General features: G+C 64.6%; 15 protein-coding genes. 6 read left to right on the top strand and 9 right to left on the bottom strand.

Going from position 1 to position 18,828, the window contains the following annotated elements; translation table 11 throughout:
* The first annotated feature begins 1 nt into the window (after position 1).
* From I5R65_RS04110 to I5R65_RS04095, 4 genes are all read left to right on the top strand, one after another.
* A complete protein-coding gene (locus tag I5R65_RS04110; protein WP_180667549.1) occupies positions 2-1,081 on the top strand; it encodes an HlyD family secretion protein in 1,080 nt (359 codons plus the stop codon).
* Positions 1,078-3,837 (top strand): ribosome-associated ATPase/putative transporter RbbA, encoded by a 2,760-nt coding sequence (rbbA, locus tag I5R65_RS04105; protein WP_180667551.1) that lies wholly within the window; start codon positions 1,078-1,080, stop codon positions 3,835-3,837. The genes I5R65_RS04110 and rbbA overlap by 4 nt, the downstream gene beginning before the upstream one ends.
* Before the next feature lies 1 nt (position 3,838).
* The gene (locus I5R65_RS04100; protein ID WP_180667553.1) at positions 3,839-4,966 is read left to right on the top strand and encodes an ABC transporter permease; all 1,128 of its coding nucleotides are present in this window, start codon (positions 3,839-3,841) and stop codon (positions 4,964-4,966) included.
* Between the two features lie 64 nt (positions 4,967-5,030).
* Complete coding sequence (locus I5R65_RS04095; RefSeq protein ID WP_180667554.1) at positions 5,031-5,195, top strand: hypothetical protein; 165 nt, start codon at positions 5,031-5,033, stop codon at positions 5,193-5,195.
* 198 nt (positions 5,196-5,393) lie between these two features.
* On the opposite strand, the gene I5R65_RS04090 is transcribed toward I5R65_RS04095, so the two are convergent.
* The 9 genes from I5R65_RS04090 to I5R65_RS04050 form a co-directional block, all read right to left on the bottom strand.
* Entirely contained in the window at positions 5,394-5,723 is a 330-nt protein-coding gene (locus I5R65_RS04090) for an addiction module antidote protein (protein ID WP_180667556.1), read from the bottom strand.
* The gene (locus I5R65_RS04085) at positions 5,720-6,043 is read right to left on the bottom strand and encodes a type II toxin-antitoxin system RelE/ParE family toxin (protein WP_180667557.1); all 324 of its coding nucleotides are present in this window, start codon (positions 6,041-6,043) and stop codon (positions 5,720-5,722) included. Before I5R65_RS04085 ends, I5R65_RS04090 begins: the two co-directional genes overlap by 4 nt.
* Positions 6,044-6,185: 142 nt before the next feature.
* Positions 6,186-8,501: a DNA topoisomerase IV subunit A gene (gene parC, locus I5R65_RS04080; protein WP_180667558.1), complete on the bottom strand. Its 2,316-nt coding sequence runs from the start codon at positions 8,499-8,501 to the stop codon at positions 6,186-6,188.
* Between the two features lie 34 nt (positions 8,502-8,535).
* Positions 8,536-9,429: a lytic transglycosylase domain-containing protein gene (locus tag I5R65_RS04075; RefSeq protein WP_180667560.1), complete on the bottom strand. Its 894-nt coding sequence runs from the start codon at positions 9,427-9,429 to the stop codon at positions 8,536-8,538.
* Position 9,430: 1 nt separating this feature from the next.
* Positions 9,431-11,419, bottom strand: a complete 1,989-nt coding sequence (locus I5R65_RS04070; RefSeq protein ID WP_180667561.1) for a DNA topoisomerase IV subunit B — start codon at positions 11,417-11,419, stop codon at positions 9,431-9,433.
* Between the two features lie 267 nt (positions 11,420-11,686).
* On the bottom strand, positions 11,687-13,039 hold the full coding sequence (locus I5R65_RS04065) for an amidase (RefSeq protein ID WP_180667563.1): 1,353 nt from the start codon (positions 13,037-13,039) through the stop codon (positions 11,687-11,689).
* Between the two features lie 132 nt (positions 13,040-13,171).
* Positions 13,172-13,849: a DUF2848 domain-containing protein gene (locus I5R65_RS04060; RefSeq protein ID WP_180667565.1), complete on the bottom strand. Its 678-nt coding sequence runs from the start codon at positions 13,847-13,849 to the stop codon at positions 13,172-13,174.
* A 68-nt stretch (positions 13,850-13,917) separates the two neighbouring features.
* Positions 13,918-15,231: an MFS transporter gene (locus I5R65_RS04055; protein WP_180667566.1), complete on the bottom strand. Its 1,314-nt coding sequence runs from the start codon at positions 15,229-15,231 to the stop codon at positions 13,918-13,920.
* 300 nt (positions 15,232-15,531) lie between these two features.
* Positions 15,532-16,467 carry a LysR family transcriptional regulator gene (locus tag I5R65_RS04050; protein WP_180667568.1) on the bottom strand — a complete coding sequence of 312 codons (936 nt, stop codon included), beginning with the start codon at positions 16,465-16,467 and terminating at the stop codon, positions 15,532-15,534.
* A 368-nt stretch (positions 16,468-16,835) separates the two neighbouring features.
* Here I5R65_RS04050 and I5R65_RS04045 point away from each other — a divergent pair, with 368 nt between their 5' ends.
* A complete protein-coding gene (locus tag I5R65_RS04045) occupies positions 16,836-17,804 on the top strand; it encodes a MurR/RpiR family transcriptional regulator (RefSeq protein WP_180667570.1) in 969 nt (322 codons plus the stop codon).
* Positions 17,801-18,814, top strand: a complete 1,014-nt coding sequence (locus I5R65_RS04040; protein WP_180667571.1) for an isoaspartyl peptidase/L-asparaginase family protein — start codon at positions 17,801-17,803, stop codon at positions 18,812-18,814. The genes I5R65_RS04045 and I5R65_RS04040 overlap by 4 nt, the downstream gene beginning before the upstream one ends.
* Positions 18,815-18,828 lie beyond the last annotated feature (14 nt).

The raw sequence follows: 18,828 nt of genomic DNA, 5'->3' as shown, positions 1-18,828 counted from the left end.
CATGACGCTTTCTCCCGCCAAGAAAAACCTGCTGACCATCGGCCTGCTGATCGTCCTCCTCGCCGGTGGTGCCACCTATGCCTGGCAGCGCCTGCATCACAGCGGCCCGGGGGAGGGTTTCGCCAGCGGCAATGGCCGCATCGAAGCCACCGAGGTGGATGTGGCCACCAAGCTGGGGGGCAGGGTGGACGCCATCCTGGTCAACGAAGGTGATTTCGTCTCGGCCGGCCAGCCGCTGGCGCAGATGCAGATCCTGTCATTGCAGGCGCAACGTGATGAAGCCCAGGCGCGCCAGCAGCAATCGCTGTCGGCCGTGGCCAGTGCCGAGGCCCAGGTGGCGGTCCGCGAGAGCGACTACCAGGCCGCGCTGGCACAGAGTGCACAACGCGGGAGTGAACTGGACGCGGCGCGGCGCCGCCTGGCGCGCTCCGAGGTGCTGGTCAAGGAAGGGGCCTCGTCGCTGCAGGAAGTCGATGACGACCGCGCCCGGGTGCGCGGCATGGAGGCCGCCGTCACCGCTTCCCAGGCGCAGGTGACGGCAGCCAGGGCTGCCGTGGTGGCGGCGTGTACCCAGGTCAGTGGCAGCCGGGCGACGGTGACGGCGGCGGCGGCCACGGTCCAGCGCATCAAGGTCGATATCGACGACAGCACGCTCACCGCACCTCGCGCTGGGCGCGTGCAATACCGCATCGCCCAGCCAGGCGAGGTGCTGGGCGGCGGCGGCAAGCTGCTCAACCTGGTGGACCTGAGCGACGTCTACATGACCTTCTTCGTCCCCGAGGCTGTGGCCGGCAAGCTGGCACTGGGGGCGCAGGCCCGCATCGTGCTCGACGCCGCGCCGCAGTACGTGATTCCGGCCAGGATTTCCTTCGTCGCCAGCACCGCCCAGTTCACCCCCAAGACAGTGGAGACGGCCAGCGAGCGGCAGAAGCTGATGTTCCGCGTCAAGGCGCAGATCGATCCGGCCTTGTTGCAGCAACACCTGACGCTGGTCAAGACCGGCCTGCCGGGCGTGGCCTGGGTACGCACTGACCAGAGCCAGGCGTGGCCGCCGCAGCTGGTGACCAAGGTCCCGCAATGACGCCCACCCCGGACAGGTCGTGGGTGGCACGCTTGGACGGGGTGTCGCTGCGCTATGGCAGCACGCTGGCACTGGATGCGATATCGCTGCAGATTCCGGCCGGCTGCATGGTCGGCCTGATCGGCCCGGACGGCGTCGGCAAATCCAGCCTGCTCTCGCTGGTGGCCGGCGCCCGCGCCTTGCAGCAGGGCGAGGTGAGCGTGCTGGGCGGTGACATGCGCAAGCTCGCGCATCGCAGCCAGGTCTGCCCGCGCATCGCCTACATGCCGCAAGGACTGGGCAAGAATCTCTATCCCACCCTGTCGGTGGAAGAAAACCTGCAATTCTTCGGCCGCCTGTTCGGCCAGGACGGCGCCGAGCGCCGTCGTCGCATCGATGAACTCACTCGTGGTACGGGGCTGGCGCCCTTCCTGGCGCGCCCGGCCGGCAAGCTGTCCGGGGGGATGAAGCAGAAGCTGGGGCTGTGCTGCTCGCTGATCCATGATCCCGACCTGCTGATCCTGGATGAACCCACCACGGGCGTGGACCCGCTGTCACGGGCGCAGTTCTGGGACCTGATCGCGCATATCCGCCAGGAGCGTGCGGGCATGAGCGTGATCGTCGCCACTGCCTACATGGAGGAAGCGGACCGCTTCGACTGGCTGGTGGCCATGGACGACGGCAAGCTGCTGGCCACCGGCACCCCGGCCGAGCTGCACGCCCGTACCGGCACGGCAGCGCTGGAAGAGGCCTTCATCAGTCTGCTGCCGGAAGAAAAGCGGCGCCAGCACCAGACCGTTCAGGTCACCCCGCTGGACGAAAGCGTCGACGCCGGCATCGCCATCGAGGCCAAGGGACTGACCATGCGCTTCGGCGATTTCGTGGCGGTGGATCACGTGGATTTCCGCATCCGGCGGGGCGAGATATTCGGCTTCCTCGGCTCCAATGGCTGCGGCAAGTCGACCACCATGAAGATGTTGACCGGTCTGCTGCAGGCCAGCGAAGGCCAGGCCTGGTTGTTCGGCCAGGAGGTCGATCCGCACGACATGGCCACGCGGGCCAGGGTGGGCTATATGTCGCAGGCCTTTTCGCTGTACGGGGAGTTGAGCGTGCGCCAGAACCTGGTACTGCATGCCCGCCTGTATCGCATGCCGGAACCACAGATCGATGCCCGCACGGAAGAGATGGCGACCCGCTTCGGCCTGCTGGACGTGATGGACAGCCTGCCCGAGAGCCTGCCGCTGGGCATCCGCCAGCGCCTGTCGCTGGCCGTGGCAATGGTGCACAAGCCGGAGTTGCTGATCCTGGATGAACCGACTTCCGGCGTGGACCCGATCGCCCGCGACCTGTTCTGGCAACTGATGATCGACCTGGCACGCAAGGATCAGGTCACCATCTTCATCTCCACCCATTTCATGAACGAGGCCCAGCGCTGCGACCGCATCTCGCTCATGCATGCCGGTCGGGTACTGGTGAGCGCAACACCGGATGCCCTTATCCGTGAACGCGGCGCGGCAACGCTGGAGCAGGCCTTCATCGCCTATCTGGAAGAGGCAGCGGGCACGGCCAGCGCGCCGGCCACCGACGCCCGCCAGACGCCGCCCCCGGCGGTGGAGCCGGTGGCGTCCGTGGTATCCCGTCGCAGCCGGTGGCGCACCAGCCTGGGCCGTGCCCTGAGCTACAGCCAGCGCGAAAGCCTGGAGCTGCGACGCGACCCGGTGCGCGCCACGCTGGCCTTGCTGGGGACGGCTATCCTGATGTTCATCATCGGCTATGGCATCAACCTCGATGTGGAAAACCTCACCTATGCCGTGCTGGACCGCGACCAGACCGGCCTGAGCCAGAACTATGCACTGAACCTGTCGGGCTCGCGCTACTTCATCGAGAGGGCGCCCATCAGCGACTACCAGGACCTGGACCGGCGCATGCGCAGTGGCGAGATTTCGCTGGCCATCGAGATACCGCCCGGCTTTGCCCGCGACATCGGGCGCGGTAAGCCGGTCGAGGTCGGGGCCTGGGTGGATGGTGCCATGCCCACACGCGCCGAGACCGTGCGCGGTTATGTGCAGGGCATGCATCAACTGTGGCTGGCCGACATGGCCGTGCACCGTCTGGGACAGACCCTGACCACGCCCGCCACCATCGAAACGCGCTATCGCTACAACCCGGATGTGAAGAGCCTGCCGGCCATGGTGCCGGCCATCATTCCGTTGCTGCTGATGATGATTCCGGCCATGCTCACCGCCTTGTCGGTGGTGCGCGAGAAAGAATTGGGCTCCATCCTCAACCTCTACGTCACGCCGGTCACCCGTACCGAATTCCTGCTGGGCAAGCAGTTGCCCTACCTGCTGCTGGGCATGCTCAACTTCGCCATGCTCACGCTGCTGGCGGTGACGGTATTCGGCGTGCCGGTCAAGGGCAGCCTGTTCACGCTGACCCTGGCGGCGCTGGTGTTCATCATCTGCTCCACCGGTTTCGGGCTGCTGGCATCGACCTTCACCAACAGCCAGATCGCGGCGCTGTTCGTGACCATGATCGGCACCATCATTCCCTGCGTGCAGTTTGCCGGCCTGTTGAACCCGGTGTCCTCGCTGGAGGGCATGGGCGCCCTGATCGGCCAGGTCTATCCGGCCACGCATTTCCTCACCATCAGTCGCGGTGTGTTCAGCAAGGCGCTCGACGTTGGCGACCTGGGCTCGTCCTTCTGGCCGCTGGCGCTGGCCGTACCCGTGATCCTGGGACTGTCGGTGCTGCTGTTGAAGAAACAGGAGCGTTGAGATGCGCCATTCCTGGGCCAACATCTATCGCCTCGGCGTCAAGGAACTGTGGAGCCTGCTGCGCGATCCTGCCATGCTGGTACTCATCGCCTACACCTTTACGCTGTCCATCTACGTGGCCGCCACTGCCATGCCAGAGAGCCTGCATCACGCTGCCATCGCCATCGTCGATAACGACGGCTCGCCGCTGTCGGCACGCATTGCCGCGACCTTCTATCCGCCGCATTTCAAGGTGGCGCGGCTGGTCACGGCGCAAGAGGCCGACGCCGGCCTGGACGACGGCGACTACACCTTCGTATTGGACATTCCCGCCGACTTCCAGCGCGACGTGCTGGCCGGGCGCGCTCCGGCAGTACAACTAAATGTGGACGCCACCCGCATGAGCCAGGCCTTCACCGGCAACAGCTATATCCAGCAGATGATCACCACCGAGGTGACGCAATTCGTGCGCCGCACCGAGGGCAGCGCCAGCACGCCGGTGAACCTGGCCATGCGTATGCGTTTCAATCCCAACCTGGAGCAGTCCTGGTTCGGATCGCTCATGGAGATCATCAACAACGTGACCATGCTTTCCATCATCCTGACCGGCGCCGCACTGATCCGCGAGCGCGAGCACGGCACCATCGAACACCTGCTGGTGATGCCGGTCACGCCTGCCGAGATCATGCTGGCCAAGGTCTGGTCCATGGGACTGGTGGTGGCGCTGGCGGCACTGGCCTCCTTGCTGCTGATCGTGCGCGGTGCGCTGCAGGTGCCGATCGAGGGTTCGGTGGCGCTGTTCATGCTGGCCACCGTCATGCATCTTTTCGCTACCACTTCCATGGGCATCTTCATGGCCACGCTGGCCCGGTCGATGCCGCAGTTCGGCATGCTGACCGTGCTGGTGCTGCTACCGCTGCAATTGCTCTCGGGCGGCTCCACGCCGCGCGAAAGCATGCCGGTACTGGTGCAGGACATCATGCTGGCCGCGCCCACCACGCACTTTGTGGCGGCCGGGCAGGCCATTCTGTATCGGGGTGCCGGGCTGGAGGTGGTATGGCCGCAACTGCTGGCCATCTTCGCCATCGGCGCCCTGTTGTTCACGGCCGCGCTGGGCCGTTTCAGGAAGACCATCAGCCAGATGGCGTGATGGATATTTTCGTTCGCCTGCGGGGCGCCCGTGCGAACACCGACCTCACCGGGGAGTAACCACCATGGACCTGACCAGCCCTTCCGCATTGATACCCGCCATCAGCATCGCGCTGCTCCTGCTCGGCTATGGCATGCGCGCCCGACGCTGGGCGCCCTATTGCATGCTGGCCGGGGCGTTCGGCTTGCTGGGGGTGTTGTTGTATCGGGTGTCGGTGGCGATTGCTTGAGCTTGAAAGAGCGGGGCGCTTGACGCAGTCGGCACCTGCGGCCGCGCCGGATGGTGAGCAATCCGCGGAGTTCTTTGCCGGCAGTCGGATTGCCTCGTCAATGAGGCCGTCCAATGAGGCCGTCAGTGCTGCCGTGCCAGCCCTATCGTGCAAGCAGCGACCCGGTGTTCCGAGAGCGTCTGTTGCACGTCTAAAGCATCATGCGTGCGCGTGATTCTCCGGCTCGACAGACAACCGCATTCCCACGGTCTTGAGCACTGCCAGCAGGGTCTTAAGCGTCGGGTTACCTGTCGGCGATAAAGCGCGATACAGGGACTCCCGGCTGATGCCGGCTTCAGCCGCTACCGCAGCAAGTCCTCCATAAGCTTCCGCTATCGTGCGCAGTGCCAGCAGACCGGCAGCGCGATCTTCCGGATCGTCGAGCGATTCCATTGCAGCCTTCAGATATTCGACGGCCAGTGCGTGGTCAGCGCGCAATTCGGCCAGCTCTCGTTCATGATGAGAGACGGCTGCTTTCAATTTGCTCATTTTTGCCTCCCTTTCCATTCCATCCAGTACTGCCTGGCCAATTTGATGTCTGCTTGCTGTGAACGCTTGTCGCCGCCACATAACAAGATCACGACGGATTTTCCATGCCGACCGAAATAGACCCGATAACCTGCTCCAACATGGATGCGTAGTTCGGCTACCCCGTCGCCCACGGATTCACAGTCTCCGAAGTTGCCAGCTTGCACTTGACGCAATCGTATCCGGATACGTGCCTGTGCCCTCTCGTCCCGCAATCGGGAAAGCCAGTCGGAAACCGGTTCATGCCCGTCGGCGCGTTGATATCGGAGCAGTTCAATCATGTATTGATTGTAGCTTAAAAGCTACAATCGGGCCGGGTCGGAGTATGCCAGATAGTGTCTGATTTTTGTGAGATTTGAATACAAAATCGCCCCCTGCACAACATGCGCAGAGGGCGATATCTCAACAACGCCAGGCCGTGCCTCAGACTTGTGGGCGCAGCCCCGTCACCTTGATCCGCGACTCCAGCGCCTTGCCCTTGCGCGCCCGCTTGCCGATATGCACGCCCAGCGACGCGGCCGAGAGGGCGATTTCCTTGGCTTTGCCGACATTGCCGGTGCCTTCGACCACCACGCCCTTCTGGCTGATGGCTTGTGCGCCGATCAGCTTTTCGTTTTTCTCCAGCTCCATCAGGTTCACGCCACGGCCGCCGGAAGACAGGGTCTTCATCTCGTCCAGGCCAAACACCAGCAGACGGCCATTGCCCGAGACGCAGGCCACGGCGCTGGCGTCGGCAGCGACTGCGCGCGGTGCCAGGGGCAGGGCGCCTTCGTCCAGCGTGAAGAAGCTCTTGCCGCCCTTGACCCGGCCGAACATGTCGGAGGCCTTGGCGATGAAGCCGGCCGCGGCATCCGAGGCCAGCAGCAGCGTGGTGTCGGCCGGGCCGGCGAAGTAGTGCAGGATGCTGCTGCCGCTGGCCAGTTCGATCAGCGTGGTCACCGGCACGCCATCACCGCGTGCATTGGGCAGGGCGCTCACAGCGATGGTGTAGACCCGGCCGTTGGAGCCGAAGGCCAGCAGGTTGTCCACGGTGCGGCATTCGAAGGCGCCGTACAGGCTGTCGCCTGCCTTGAAGGTGAATTGCGTGGCGTCGTGGCCGTGGCCGGTGCGGGCGCGCACCCAGCCCTTCTGCGAGATGATGACGGTGACCGGTTCATCGATCACCTTCTGTTCGAAGGTGGCGCGTTCGGCTTCCTCGATGATGGTGCGACGGGCGTCGCCATAGGTCTTGGCGTCGCCTTCGATTTCCTTGATGACCAGCTTTTTCATCGACGCCGGATTGTCCAGCAGGTCTTGCAGCGAGGTCTTTTCGTTTCGCAGTTCGGCCAGTTCCTGCTGGATCTTGATGGCTTCCAGGCGGGCCAGCTGGCGCAGGCGGATTTCCAGGATATCTTCGGCCTGGCGGTCCGACAGCCTGAAGGCCTCGATCAGGGCCGGCTTGGGTTCGTCGGACTCGCGGATGATCTTGATGACCTTGTCGATGTTCAAGAGCACCGCTTCCCGGCCTTCCAGGATGTGGATGCGGTCGTTGACCTTCTGCATGCGGAATTGCGTGCGGCGGGTCACGGTCTCGAAGCGGAAACTGATCCACTCGCTGAGGATGTCGGTCAGGTTCTTCTGGCGCGGACGGCCATCGCCGCCGATCATCACCAGGTTCAGCGATGCGCTGGTTTCCAGCGAGGTCTGGGCCAGCAGCGTGTTCATGAACTCGGTCTGGTCCTGGTTCTTGGACTTGGGTTCGAACACCAGGCGTACCGGCGCCTCGCGGCCGGACTCGTCGCGCACGGCGTCGAGCAGGCCGAGGAGGGTGGCCTTCTGCGTTTGCTGCTCGGGCGTGAGCGACTTCTTGCCCAGCTTGAGCTTGGGGTTGGTGAGTTCTTCGATCTCTTCCAGCACACGCTGCGAGGACACGCCCGGCGGCAGTTCGGTGATCACCGCCTGCCACTGGCCGCGCGCCAGGTCTTCGATCTTCCAGCGGGCGCGCACCTTGAGGCTGCCCCGGCCGCTCTGGTACATCTCGGCGATGGTCGCGGCCGGGGTGATGATCTGGCCGCCACCGGGGAAGTCCGGGCCGGGGACCAGTTCCATCAGTTCGGCATGGGTGATCTTGGGGTTGCGGATCATCGCCACCGCCGCCTTGGCCACCTCGGTGAGGTTATGCGAAGGGATTTCGGTGGCCATGCCCACGGCGATGCCGGAGGCGCCGTTCAACAGCAGGAAGGGCAGGCGTGCCGGCAGCAGGCGCGGCTCTTCGGTGGACCCGTCGTAGTTGGGCTGGAATTCCACGGTGCCCATGTCGATTTCATCGAGCAGCAGCTTGCTGATGGGCGTCAGGCGCGCTTCGGTGTAGCGCATCGCCGCGGCGCCATCGCCATCGCGCGAACCGAAGTTGCCGTGGCCGTCGATGAGCGGATAGCGCAGCGAGAAATCCTGGGCCATGCGCACCAGCGCGTCGTACACCGACTGGTCGCCGTGCGGGTGCAGCTTGCCCAGCACATCGCCGACCACCGCCGCCGACTTGCGCGGCTTGGCGGCGCTGTTGAGCGAGAGCTCGTTCATCGCGTAGAGGATGCGGCGTTGCACTGGCTTCTGGCCGTCGGCCACGTCGGGCAGGGCGCGGCCCTTGACCACCGAGATCGCGTAATCGAGATAGGCGCGCTCGGCGAAGGTGGACAGCGTCAGCGATTCGCCATCGGGGGCGGCCGGGACTGGGTCAAACAGGGTCGGTTGATCGGTCATGGAACAGTTCTTGTTGTCGTCGTGGTGGACAGGGTTAATCGTTGGCGGTGGCGGGCTCGCGTGGCGGCAGCGTCACCTTGAGGTGGGCCTGGCCGGGGCTGCGCTCGCCGGCAGCCACACGCATCGCGCCGGGCGGGCGATACAGCTCATAGAAGCGCGACACCAGCCGCACATAGCCCTGGGTCTCGGGATAGGGGGGGATCTTGTTGCCGTATTTCTGCACCGTGCCTTCGCCGGCATTGTAGGAAGCGATCGCCAGTTCCACGTGCTGCGGGAACATGCCCATCAGGTCACGCAGGTAGCGTGCGGCCAGGCGGATGTTGATCTTTGGATCGACCAGCTTCTGGTGCAGGCTCTTGCGGCGGTCGCCCTGCAGGCCGTAGCGTTCTGCGGTATCGGGCATGATCTGCATCAGGCCGATGGCGCCCTTGCTGGACACGGCACCGGCATTGAAGCCGGATTCGGCCGTCATGACCGCCTTGAGCAGAGCTGCATCCAGGCCGAACTCGCCGGCCGCTTCGCTGAGCAGGCTGTCGTACTTGCGCGCATCGCGATGCGCGAGCATGGTGCGCACGAAGGGCGGATCGGCTGGTGTGATGGCTTCCTTGCTGCCCGGATGGTTCAGCAGCGAGGCGCTGCTGGCCATGAGCTTGTCGGGGTCGTCCAGGGTCTGGGCATAGAAGTGGACTGCGCCATCGGCGTCGGTGTACCGGTACACGATGGTACGGGGTTTGCGGCTGTTGCCATCCTTGCTGCCGTCCTTGTTGCCCTCGTCCGCTTCCACCCGCATGTGCTGCATGCCATCGGCATCGGTGTAGCGCACCATCTGTTGCGCCTGTGCCGTACCCGCGCTCGCGCACAGCAGCACCGTCACGCCCAGCAGGGCAGCGCGAACGGTGGGCAACAGGCGGGAGGAGCGGGCGACCATGTCAGATATCGGCTTCGGCTTCGTTGCCGTGCTCTTCGATCCAGGCGCGGCGGGAGGCGGCTTCGCCCTTGCCCATGAGCATGTTGAAACGCTCTTCCGAGGTCTGCACGCCCGGCTCGCCGAAGCCGATCGGCAACAGGCGGCGGGTGTCCGGATTCATGGTGGTTTCCCACAGCTGTTCGGCATTCATCTCGCCCAGGCCTTTGAAGCGGGAAATGCTCCAGGCGCCTTCCTTCAAGCCATCCTTGCGCAGCTTGTCTTCGATGGCTTCCAGTTCGCCATCGTCCAGGGCGTAGAGCTTCTGCACCGGCTTCTTGCCGCGTGCCGGGGCATCCACCCGATACAGCGGCGGGCGCGCCACGCAGATGTTGCCGTTCTCGATCAGCTTGGGGAAGTGGCGGAAGAACAGCGTCAAGAGCAGCACCTGGATGTGCGAGCCGTCCACGTCCGCATCCGAGAGGATGCAGATCTTGCCGTAGCGCAGGCCGGAGAGGTCGGGGCTGTCGTTGATGCCATGCGGATCGACACCGATGGCCACCGCGATGTCGTGGATTTCATTGTTGGCGAAGAGGCGGTCGCGCTCGGTCTCCCAGGCATTCAAGACCTTGCCGCGCAAGGGCAGGATGGCCTGGAATTCCTTGTCGCGGCCCATCTTGGCCGAACCGCCGGCGGAGTCGCCCTCGACCAGGAAGATTTCGTTGCGCGAGACATCCGAGGATTCGCAATCGGTCAGCTTGCCCGGCAGCACGGCCACGCCGGAAGACTTCTTCTTCTCGACCTTCTGCGCCGAACGCAGACGGCTCTGGGCTTGCTTGATGACCAGCTCGGCCAGCTTCTTGCCATACTCGACGTGCTGGTTCAGCCACAGCTCCAGCGCCGGGCGGGAATAGCCGGCCACCAGGCGCACGGCGTCGCGGGAGTTGAGGCGCTCCTTGATCTGACCCTGGAACTGCGGGTCCAGCACCTTGGCAGAAAGCACGAAGGAGACCCGGGCAAACACGTCCTCGGCCAGCAGCTTGACGCCCTTGGGCAGCAGCGAGTGCATCTCGGCGAAGCTCTTCACGGCCGAGAACAGGCCTTCGCGCAGGCCCGATTCATGGGTGCCACCATTGGAGGTGGGGATCAGGTTGACGTAGGACTCGCGCACCACCGCGCCTTCCTCGGTCCAGGCCACCACCCAGGAGGCACCTTCGCCTTCGGCAAAACCTTCGGCATCCTTGCCGGCGAACTGCTCGCCCTCGAACAGCGGGATCAGGGTCTCGCCGCTGCCGCTCTGGGCCAGCTGTTCCATCAGGTAGCCACGCAGGCCCTGGTCGTATTGCCAGCTCTGGCTGTCGCCGCTCCTGGCATTGGTGAAGGTCACCTTCACGCCTGGCAGCAGCACCGCCTTGGAACGCAAGAGGCGTTGCAGCTCGCCCAGCGGAATGGTGGGCGAGTCGAAGTACTTGGCGTCAGGCCAGACCGTGACGCGGGTGCCGGATTTCTTGTCTTCGCGGGTGGCGGGGCGCGACTGGAGCTGCTCGATGACCTCGCCGCCGGAGAAGGCCAGCGTATGCACGCCGCCTTCGCGCCAGACCGTGATTTCGAGGCGCGTGGCCAGGGCATTGGTGACCGACACGCCCACGCCGTGCAGACCACCCGAGAAGGCATAGGCGCCGCCGGAGCCCTTGTCGAACTTGCCACCCGCGTGCAGGCGGGTGAACACGATCTCGACGGTGGGGACCTTTTCTTCCGGGTGCAGACCGACCGGGATGCCGCGGCCGTCATCTTCCACGCTGACGCTGCCGTCGGCGTTCAAGGTGACGATGATGCTCTTGCCGTAGCCGCCCAGCGCTTCGTCGGAGGCGTTGTCGATCACTTCCTGGAGGATGTGCAGCGGGTTCTCGGTGCGGGTGTACATGCCCGGACGCTGCTTGACCGGCTCCAGTCCCTTGAGGACACGGATCGATGATTCACTGTAATCGGACGGGGATGTTTTTTTGGTTGCCATGCAGATGAGTGGTCGTGGCTGATGCCGGAGGGTTGTTCTATCTCTGTTTGCCCAGCGCTGCAGCCCCGTCGCAGGGGCCATCTTGCGCTGCAAAAGCGCATTCTAATGAAAATTCCAGGGATTCGGCGTCCGGGGCGTCGAAATGTTCCCTTCCGGGTAGGACTTGCGCATAACTGCGCTTAAATGCCGCTAAATTTGCATTTAAATGTGGCAACGAAAAAGGCCTGTGCATGCACAGGCCTTGTTGGATTGCAAGTTCGCCGGATTTCAGCGGGCCAGCAAACCCTCCACCGCCAGGGCGATGGACAGCAGCCGCCGGTCCTGGCCACCGGGAGCCGCCAGCGACAGGCCCACCGGTGCGCTGCCTTCGGCATGGCAGGGCAGGGAGACCGCGCAGCCATCGAGGAAGTTGATCAGCGTAGGGTTGCGCAGCATCTTGCCGTTGGCGCCGTAATAGGCGTCGTCGCTGGCCAGCAGCTCGGCAATGCGCGGTGCGACGATGGGGACGGTGGGCATCACCAGCGCATCGTAGCCGGCCAGTTGTGCCTCGACCTCGGCGATCCAGGGGGCGCGCGCGTGCAGCACATCCAGCAGGTCGGCCGCGCTCATGTCCTTGCCGCGCAGGATGCGCGAGACCACGCGCTGGTCGTAGCCGGCGGCGTTTTCGGCAATCAGGGCGCGGTGCCAGGCATAGGCCTCGGCGGCGGTGAAGCCACCCTTGCTGTTGATGGCGGCCAAGTGGTTGAAGGCGGGGACTTCTTCCTCCACCACCACCGCGCCGGCTTGCGTGAGCCGGGACAGGGCGGCACGGTAGGCCTTGGCCACGCTCTCGTCCATGCCATCGAGCACGACATTGGTGGGTGCCAGCAGACGCAGGCCGCGCAGCGGATGGGCAGGCAGCGGGCGATAGGCTTCACCGGCCAGCACGGCGTCCATGATGGCGCAGCACGCCACCGAAGCCGCCAGCGGGCCGATCGAATCCAGGTAGGCCGACAGCGGCAGCACGCCTTCCATGGAGACCCGCGCGGCGGTCGGCTTGAAGCCGGTCAGGCCATTCAGTGCCGAGGGGATGCGCACCGAACCGCCGGTGTCCGAGCCCACGGCGGCAAAGGCCATGCCATCGGTCACCGAGATGGCCGCGCCGGAGGACGAGCCGCCGGGAATGCGACCCCCTTCGACGCCGCGCTCCCACTGGTTTTGCGGGGTGCCGTAGTGCGGATTGATGCCCAGGCCGGAATAGGCGAACTCGGTCATGTTGGTCTTGCCGATGACGATGGCGCCCGCCTTGATCAGCTTCTGCACCACCTCGGCATGGGTCCTGGCGACCGGCTTGCCGCGCAGCACCACGGAGCCGGCCAGGGTGGTTTCACCGGCCACGTCGAACAGGTCCTTGACCGAGACCGGTACGCCTTCCAGCGGCGAGCGGCACAGTCCGGCGGCGCGCAAGGTGTCGGAGGCACGGGCGGCTGCACGCGCCTGGTCGGCATAGACGCTGGTGAAGACGCGCGCGCCTTCGCCGGCCGGGTCGGCGATGCGGGCCAGGGCCTGTTCGGTCAGTTGCAGGGAAGTGATGCGGCCGGCATCAAGGTCGGCGGCCAATTGGGAAAGTGTGCTCGGCATGGTGAAGTAATGAGGTGGTCGGCAGGGGCGTTGCAGCGATAAAGGCGACAAGAATAACAAGGCCAGTCAAGCCGGCAGTATCGCATTGCTTGCCGCATCAGACAAAAATGGCCAGCAAGGCTGGCCACGGGATCAGGCGACTTCGGCCAGCGACTGCGCGACATAGTGATGGCGCAGCGCACGCTGACGGCGTGGATCGTAGAGCTCCATCGTAAAGGAAGCCGCCGCACGGATGCCGCCGATGGCGCCCACCGTGCCGCAGGTCATGCCGCAGCCCTCGGGCAGGGTCGCGCTGCCGTCGGTGAAGCGGGCGATCAGGTCGGACGGGGTGCGCAGCGAGGCCAGCGGACCTTCCTGGTACAGCACGGTGGCGCCGTCTTCTTCGATCCAGGAGCGGATCACCAGCTCGTCCCAGTAGTCGGCCACGTCCGACAGCTTCCAGGCGGCAGCGCCTACCGGCTTGACGCAGGCCTGCTTGGAAAAGGCCACGCTATGGGCTTCCAGCTTGCGGTCGGTGTGGTCGGAGGCGATGGAGACATACAGTTCGCCGCCGGCATTGAAGACGAAGGTCTCGACTTCGCCGGAGGAGGCCTCGCCCAGTACCTGCACCTGTTCGGCTTGGGACAGCTGGTTGGCCGAGACGCGGTAGAACAGCGGCACCGCGCTGGGGCGGGAGATGCCCAGGGCTTCCAGTTCTTCGATGTGATGCTCGATGGCCGCCATGTCGCGGCCGGCCCAGCCGGCGATGACCAGCGTGTCGATATCGGCCTGGAGGGGGGATTGGTCGGGGAGGGTAAAGGTCAGCTTCATGATGTCTATCCTGCAGGTGATTCAAGGGTGATGCGCACTGCGCTTGGGGGAGAGGGTTCAGTAGGGTGTCAGTGCTTCCTGACGAACACCACCACCAGGAAACTGGCGAGGAATTCCAGTGCCGCCACGAAGTACAGACCCGAGGACAGCGACCCGGTGCTGGTCTTCAACGCGCCGATCATGTAGGGCGCCACGAAGCCGGCCAGGTTGCCGATGGAGTTGATCAGCGCGATGCCGCCCGCGGCTGCCGTGCCGGCCAGGAAGGCACCGGGAATCGACCAGAACACCGGGAAGGCGGCCAGGATGCCGACCGCGGCCAGTGTCAGCGAGCACAGGGCCAGGGTGGCGTTGCCCAGGGTCATGCCGGTGGCGATCAGGCCGATAGAGGCGATCAGTGTGGCGATGGCACTGTGCATGCGGCGTTCGCCGGTCTTGTCGGAGTGGAAGCCGTTCCAGATCATGGCCAGGGTGCCGGCCACGAAGGGGATGGCCGAGATCAGGCCGATCTGCAGATTACCCTTGACGCCGATTTCCTTGATGATGGACGGCGCCCAGAAGGCGATGGTGGCGTTGCCGCTGACCACGCAGAAGTACACGGCGGCGCAGATCCAGACGCGGTAGTTGCTGCAGGCGTCCTTGAAGGAGAAGTGCTTGCCCGGTGCGCTGTTTTCGGCAGCCAGTACCTGGGTGACGGCGCTTTTCTCGGCATCGCTCAACCACTTTGCGTTGGCGGGTTTTTCCGGCAGCCAGGCCAGCACGGCGAAGCCAGCCAGCAGGGAAGGGATGCCCTCGATGATGAACAGCCACTGCCAGTTCGCCAGGTGACCCACGCCTTCCATGCTGCTCATGATAAGGCCGGCAATCGGACCGCCGACCGCACCGGCGATGGCGAACGAGGTCATGAACAGGCCATTGACGCGGGCGCGGCGCTGCGCCGGGAACCAGTAGGTCAGGTACAGCACCACGCCGGGGAAGAATCCGGCCTCGAAGATGCCCAGCAAAAAGCGCAGGATGTAGAAACTGGTGGGCGTGGTGACGTAGGCCATCGCCATCGAGGCCAGGCCCCACAGGATGGTGATGCGGGCCAGCGTCTTGCGGGCGCCGATCTTTTCCAGCAACAGGTTGCTGGGGACTTCGAACAGGAAGTAGCCGATGAAGAAGATGCCCGCCCCCAGGCCGTAGACGGCTTCCGAGAACTGCAGGTCCTGCAGCATCTGGAGCTTGGCGAAGCCGACGTTGACGCGGTCGATCCAGGCCAGCACGAACAGGAAGACCAGGAACGGGATCAGGCGCCAGGCGATCTTGCGATAGGTGACATCCATGCTGGATGCCGCGCCTGCAGATACCGCCGCCGTGGCGGCGGCGGATGGGGAATAAGACATGAAAACCTCCTCAAGTGGTGCCGGCGTCCGCGTGGCGGCGCCGTGCTGTGTTCGGCATGGGATGGACTGGGTGCAAGGATGGGCAAGCAGGACCGGCCATGCTGTTGTTGTGGCCCGAAGGCACCGGTCTTAAATAAGTATGGGGATGCGGGGCGGGCGCTGTCCAACAAGAAAATCTGAACGGCTTTGATTGAAAAATCTTATGAGCAAAAGCGGGGCGGCGGCTGCTTCAGGATGGTGCTGCACCGCATGCCGTCGCTGTGGATGCTGATCCAGCTGCGGCGCGGTATTGCGCCGGACTCAGTTGAGCGGCGCCGGCAGGCGGGCGATCTCGTGGCCCCAATTGAGTGCGAAGTCGGACGCGGTTTCCTGGGCGATGCGGGCCACGGTTTCGGTCAGGGGATTCTCATGGTCCGAGCGGAAGCAGGCGATCAGTGCCAGGGCCGGGAACTCGGTATCGACCCGCAGCAGGTGCAGGCTTTCTTCGTTGAGTTCGCGCTGGATGATGGCCGGCGGCACGGCAGTGATGCCGAAGCCGTCGGTGGCCAGCCGGATCATGGTGGCCACCGAGGCGATGCAATTGATATGCAGCGTGCGTTCGCTGCGCGCGCTGCCCGAGAACAGGCGCTCGATCACCGCATGCGGGCCGGAATTGCGGGCGAAGCTGATGATCGGAAAGGCCGCCAGGTCGGCCAGCGACAGGGTCTCGCTGCCGATGTCGAGCTTGGGACTGCCGACCCAACGCATGGGGAATTCGCACAGGGCGATATTGCTGACCTGCGGACCGATCACCGGCTCGGCCTGCAGCACCAGATCCAGGTTGCTTTTGCTGAACTGCTCGTGCAGGTGGATGGTGGTATCGCTGACGATCTCGATCTGCAGGCGTGGAAAGGTCTTGTGCAGCCGTCCCAGGAAATCGGGGAACCAGCTATGGACGATGGATTCGATCACGCCGATGCGTATCACGCCGGCATAGACCTCGCGGTCGGACATGTCGTCCTTCATCTCGCGCATGAGCTTGACCATGCGCTCGGCATACACCAGCGCCTTGCTGCCGTCGGCGGTGAGTGCCACCTCGCGCGCGCTGCGATCGAACAGGCGCACGCCGAAGTCCTGTTCGAGCGAGGCGATGCGGCTGGAGACGGCGGCCTGGGTGGTATGCAGGCGTTCGGCGGTGAGCCGGAAATTGCGCAGCCGGGCCAGCCAGACGAAGGTTTCGAGGAAGCGGATATTCATGACGAGCAGGGCGTAGGGAAGAGGCGTATTTTATCGCCAGGGCGTGCCAACTCCCGTTGTCATTTTTGGTGCGCTGCGCAATAAAGCGGTTGCCGTTCGGCGCACATCTGGTGCATTTCGTGGTGCAACTCGCGTGCTTCTGGTGCGTTATATCGATATTCGGAATTTGAAAGTATTTTTTCTTTACTCCGGATTGAAATGAAAATATATTTACATTTTTCGCGCCTGGGCTGGTCGGAGTGACAAGTCCCGCGACATGATAACAATGGGTGAGGCAGCACGTCCGGCAAAAGAAATAAATCAAATAAATGATTTGGATCGTTTGCGGGGATGGGGCAGTTTCTTCAGTGAAGACGGGGTGGCGGACGGTGACACAACAACCGAAGAACATCAGCTTGCAGGGCGCCGGCGCGGTCGCGCAGGCCGTGGGCAAGCTGTATCCGCAGTTGTCCAAGTCGCACCGCAAGACCGCCGACTACGTGCTCGGCAACCCCTTCCGCGCGGCCACCATGACCATCGATGAGCTCTCCGAAGCCGCCGGTATCTCGGTGGCCACCGCCAACCGCTTTGCCCACGCACTGGGCTTTGATGGCTACGCCTCCTTCCGTGCTGCCCTGGTGGCGGACTTCGCCACCACGCTGGCGCCGGTGGAAAAGCTGCGCGACGAAGTACAACGCGCTGCCACCAGTGCCGAGATCATGGCCGCCGCCTTCGACAGCGACATCCACAATATCGATGCCACGCGCCGCATGCTCACGCCCGAGCACTGCGAGCAGGCGGTAGACATGATCCTCGCTGCCGAACGTATCTTCATCACCGGGTTCGGTGCCTCGGCCTACCTGGCCGGCCTGATGGCGCATGCGCTGGAACCCTATGTGCGCACCGTGTCCTCGGTGGCACTGGCCGGTGGGCCTTCGCAGGCGGGCCGGCAGTTCTTCAAGCTCGACAGCCGCGACCTGGTGATCCCGATGGTGTTTCCGCGCTATGCCGCCGATACCGTCTGGCTGACCCAGCGCGCAGTAGAGAAGGGCGCCCGTATCCTGGCCATCACCGATACCCCCGGCTCGCCGCTGGTACCGCTGGCCGATGTCACGATCTATGCCCAGACCGATCGCAAGCTGTCACCCACTTCGGATGCGGCTGCGCTGATCCTGATCCAGGCCCTGTGCGATGCAGTAGCCCACCGCGCCCGGCGCTCGGTGCAGGCCGCTTCGCAGATGGCCGAATTCGTCCTGCCCTGGCTGTACCTGCCGCAACAGCACCAGCGTCCGGCGATGACGCCTGTCGCCAAGCCGGCCAGGGCCGCCGCTCTCAACAAAGGAAAGACCAAAGCATGACCACTCCGGTAATTGCCATCCATGGCGGCGCTGGCACCATCACCCGCGCCTCGTTGAGCGCAGAGGACGAGGCCCGCTATCACCAGGCGCTGGCCGAGATCGTGGCCGCCGGCCAGGCCGTATTGAACGCCGGTGGCTCGGCGCTGGAAGCGGTGACCGAAGCGGTGCGCCTGCTGGAAGACTGTCCGCTGTTCAACGCCGGCCATGGCGCTGTCTATACCAGTGAAGGCCGGCACGAGCTGGATGCCTGCGTCATGAATGGCGCCGACCTGGCTTCCGGCGCGGTGGCCTGTGTCACCCATCTGCGCAACCCGGTGCTGGCCGCCCGCGCCGTGATGGAAAAGAGTGAACACGTGCTGCTGGTCGGCCCCGCAGCCGAAGCCTTTGCCGCCCGCAACGGCGTGGCTACGGTCGCGCCCGACTATTTCCATACCGATGCCCGGCACGAGCAATGGTTGCGCGTGCGCGGTCAGTCGCGGGCCATGCTGGACCATGACGCCTCCTCCTTCGCCTTCGCTGAAAAGACCGCCGCGACTGTTGCCCCTGTTGAGCCTATCGAGCCTATCGAGCCCATCGACCCCGACCACAAGTTCGGCACCGTCGGCGCGGTGGCGCTGGACCAGTTCGGCAACCTGGCTGCGGCCACTTCCACCGGCGGCATCACCAACAAGCAGCCTGGCCGGGTGGGTGATTCACCCATCATCGGTGCCGGCTGCTATGCCAACAACGCCACCGTGGCAGTCTCGGCCACCGGCACCGGTGAGGCCTTCATGCGCACCGTGGCCTGTTACGACATCGGCGCGCGCATGGCCTATGCCGGGCAGTCGCTGGAAGACGCCAGCCGCGCCGTGGTGTTCGATACCTTGCCCAAGGTCGGTGGACGCGGTGGCGTGATCGCCATCGATGCCCAGGGCAACCTGGCCCTGCCGTTCAATACCGAAGGCATGTACCGCGCCTATGGCTGCGGCGAGCTGGCGCCGGTCACCGACATTTACGCAGCACCGGCCTGAGTCGGCCGAGCAGG

The organism is Herbaspirillum sp. AP02, from assembly GCF_015767275.1.
Taxonomy (GTDB): domain Bacteria; phylum Pseudomonadota; class Gammaproteobacteria; order Burkholderiales; family Burkholderiaceae_D; genus Herbaspirillum.
This window is presented reverse-complemented; position numbering and strand designations above follow the sequence as displayed.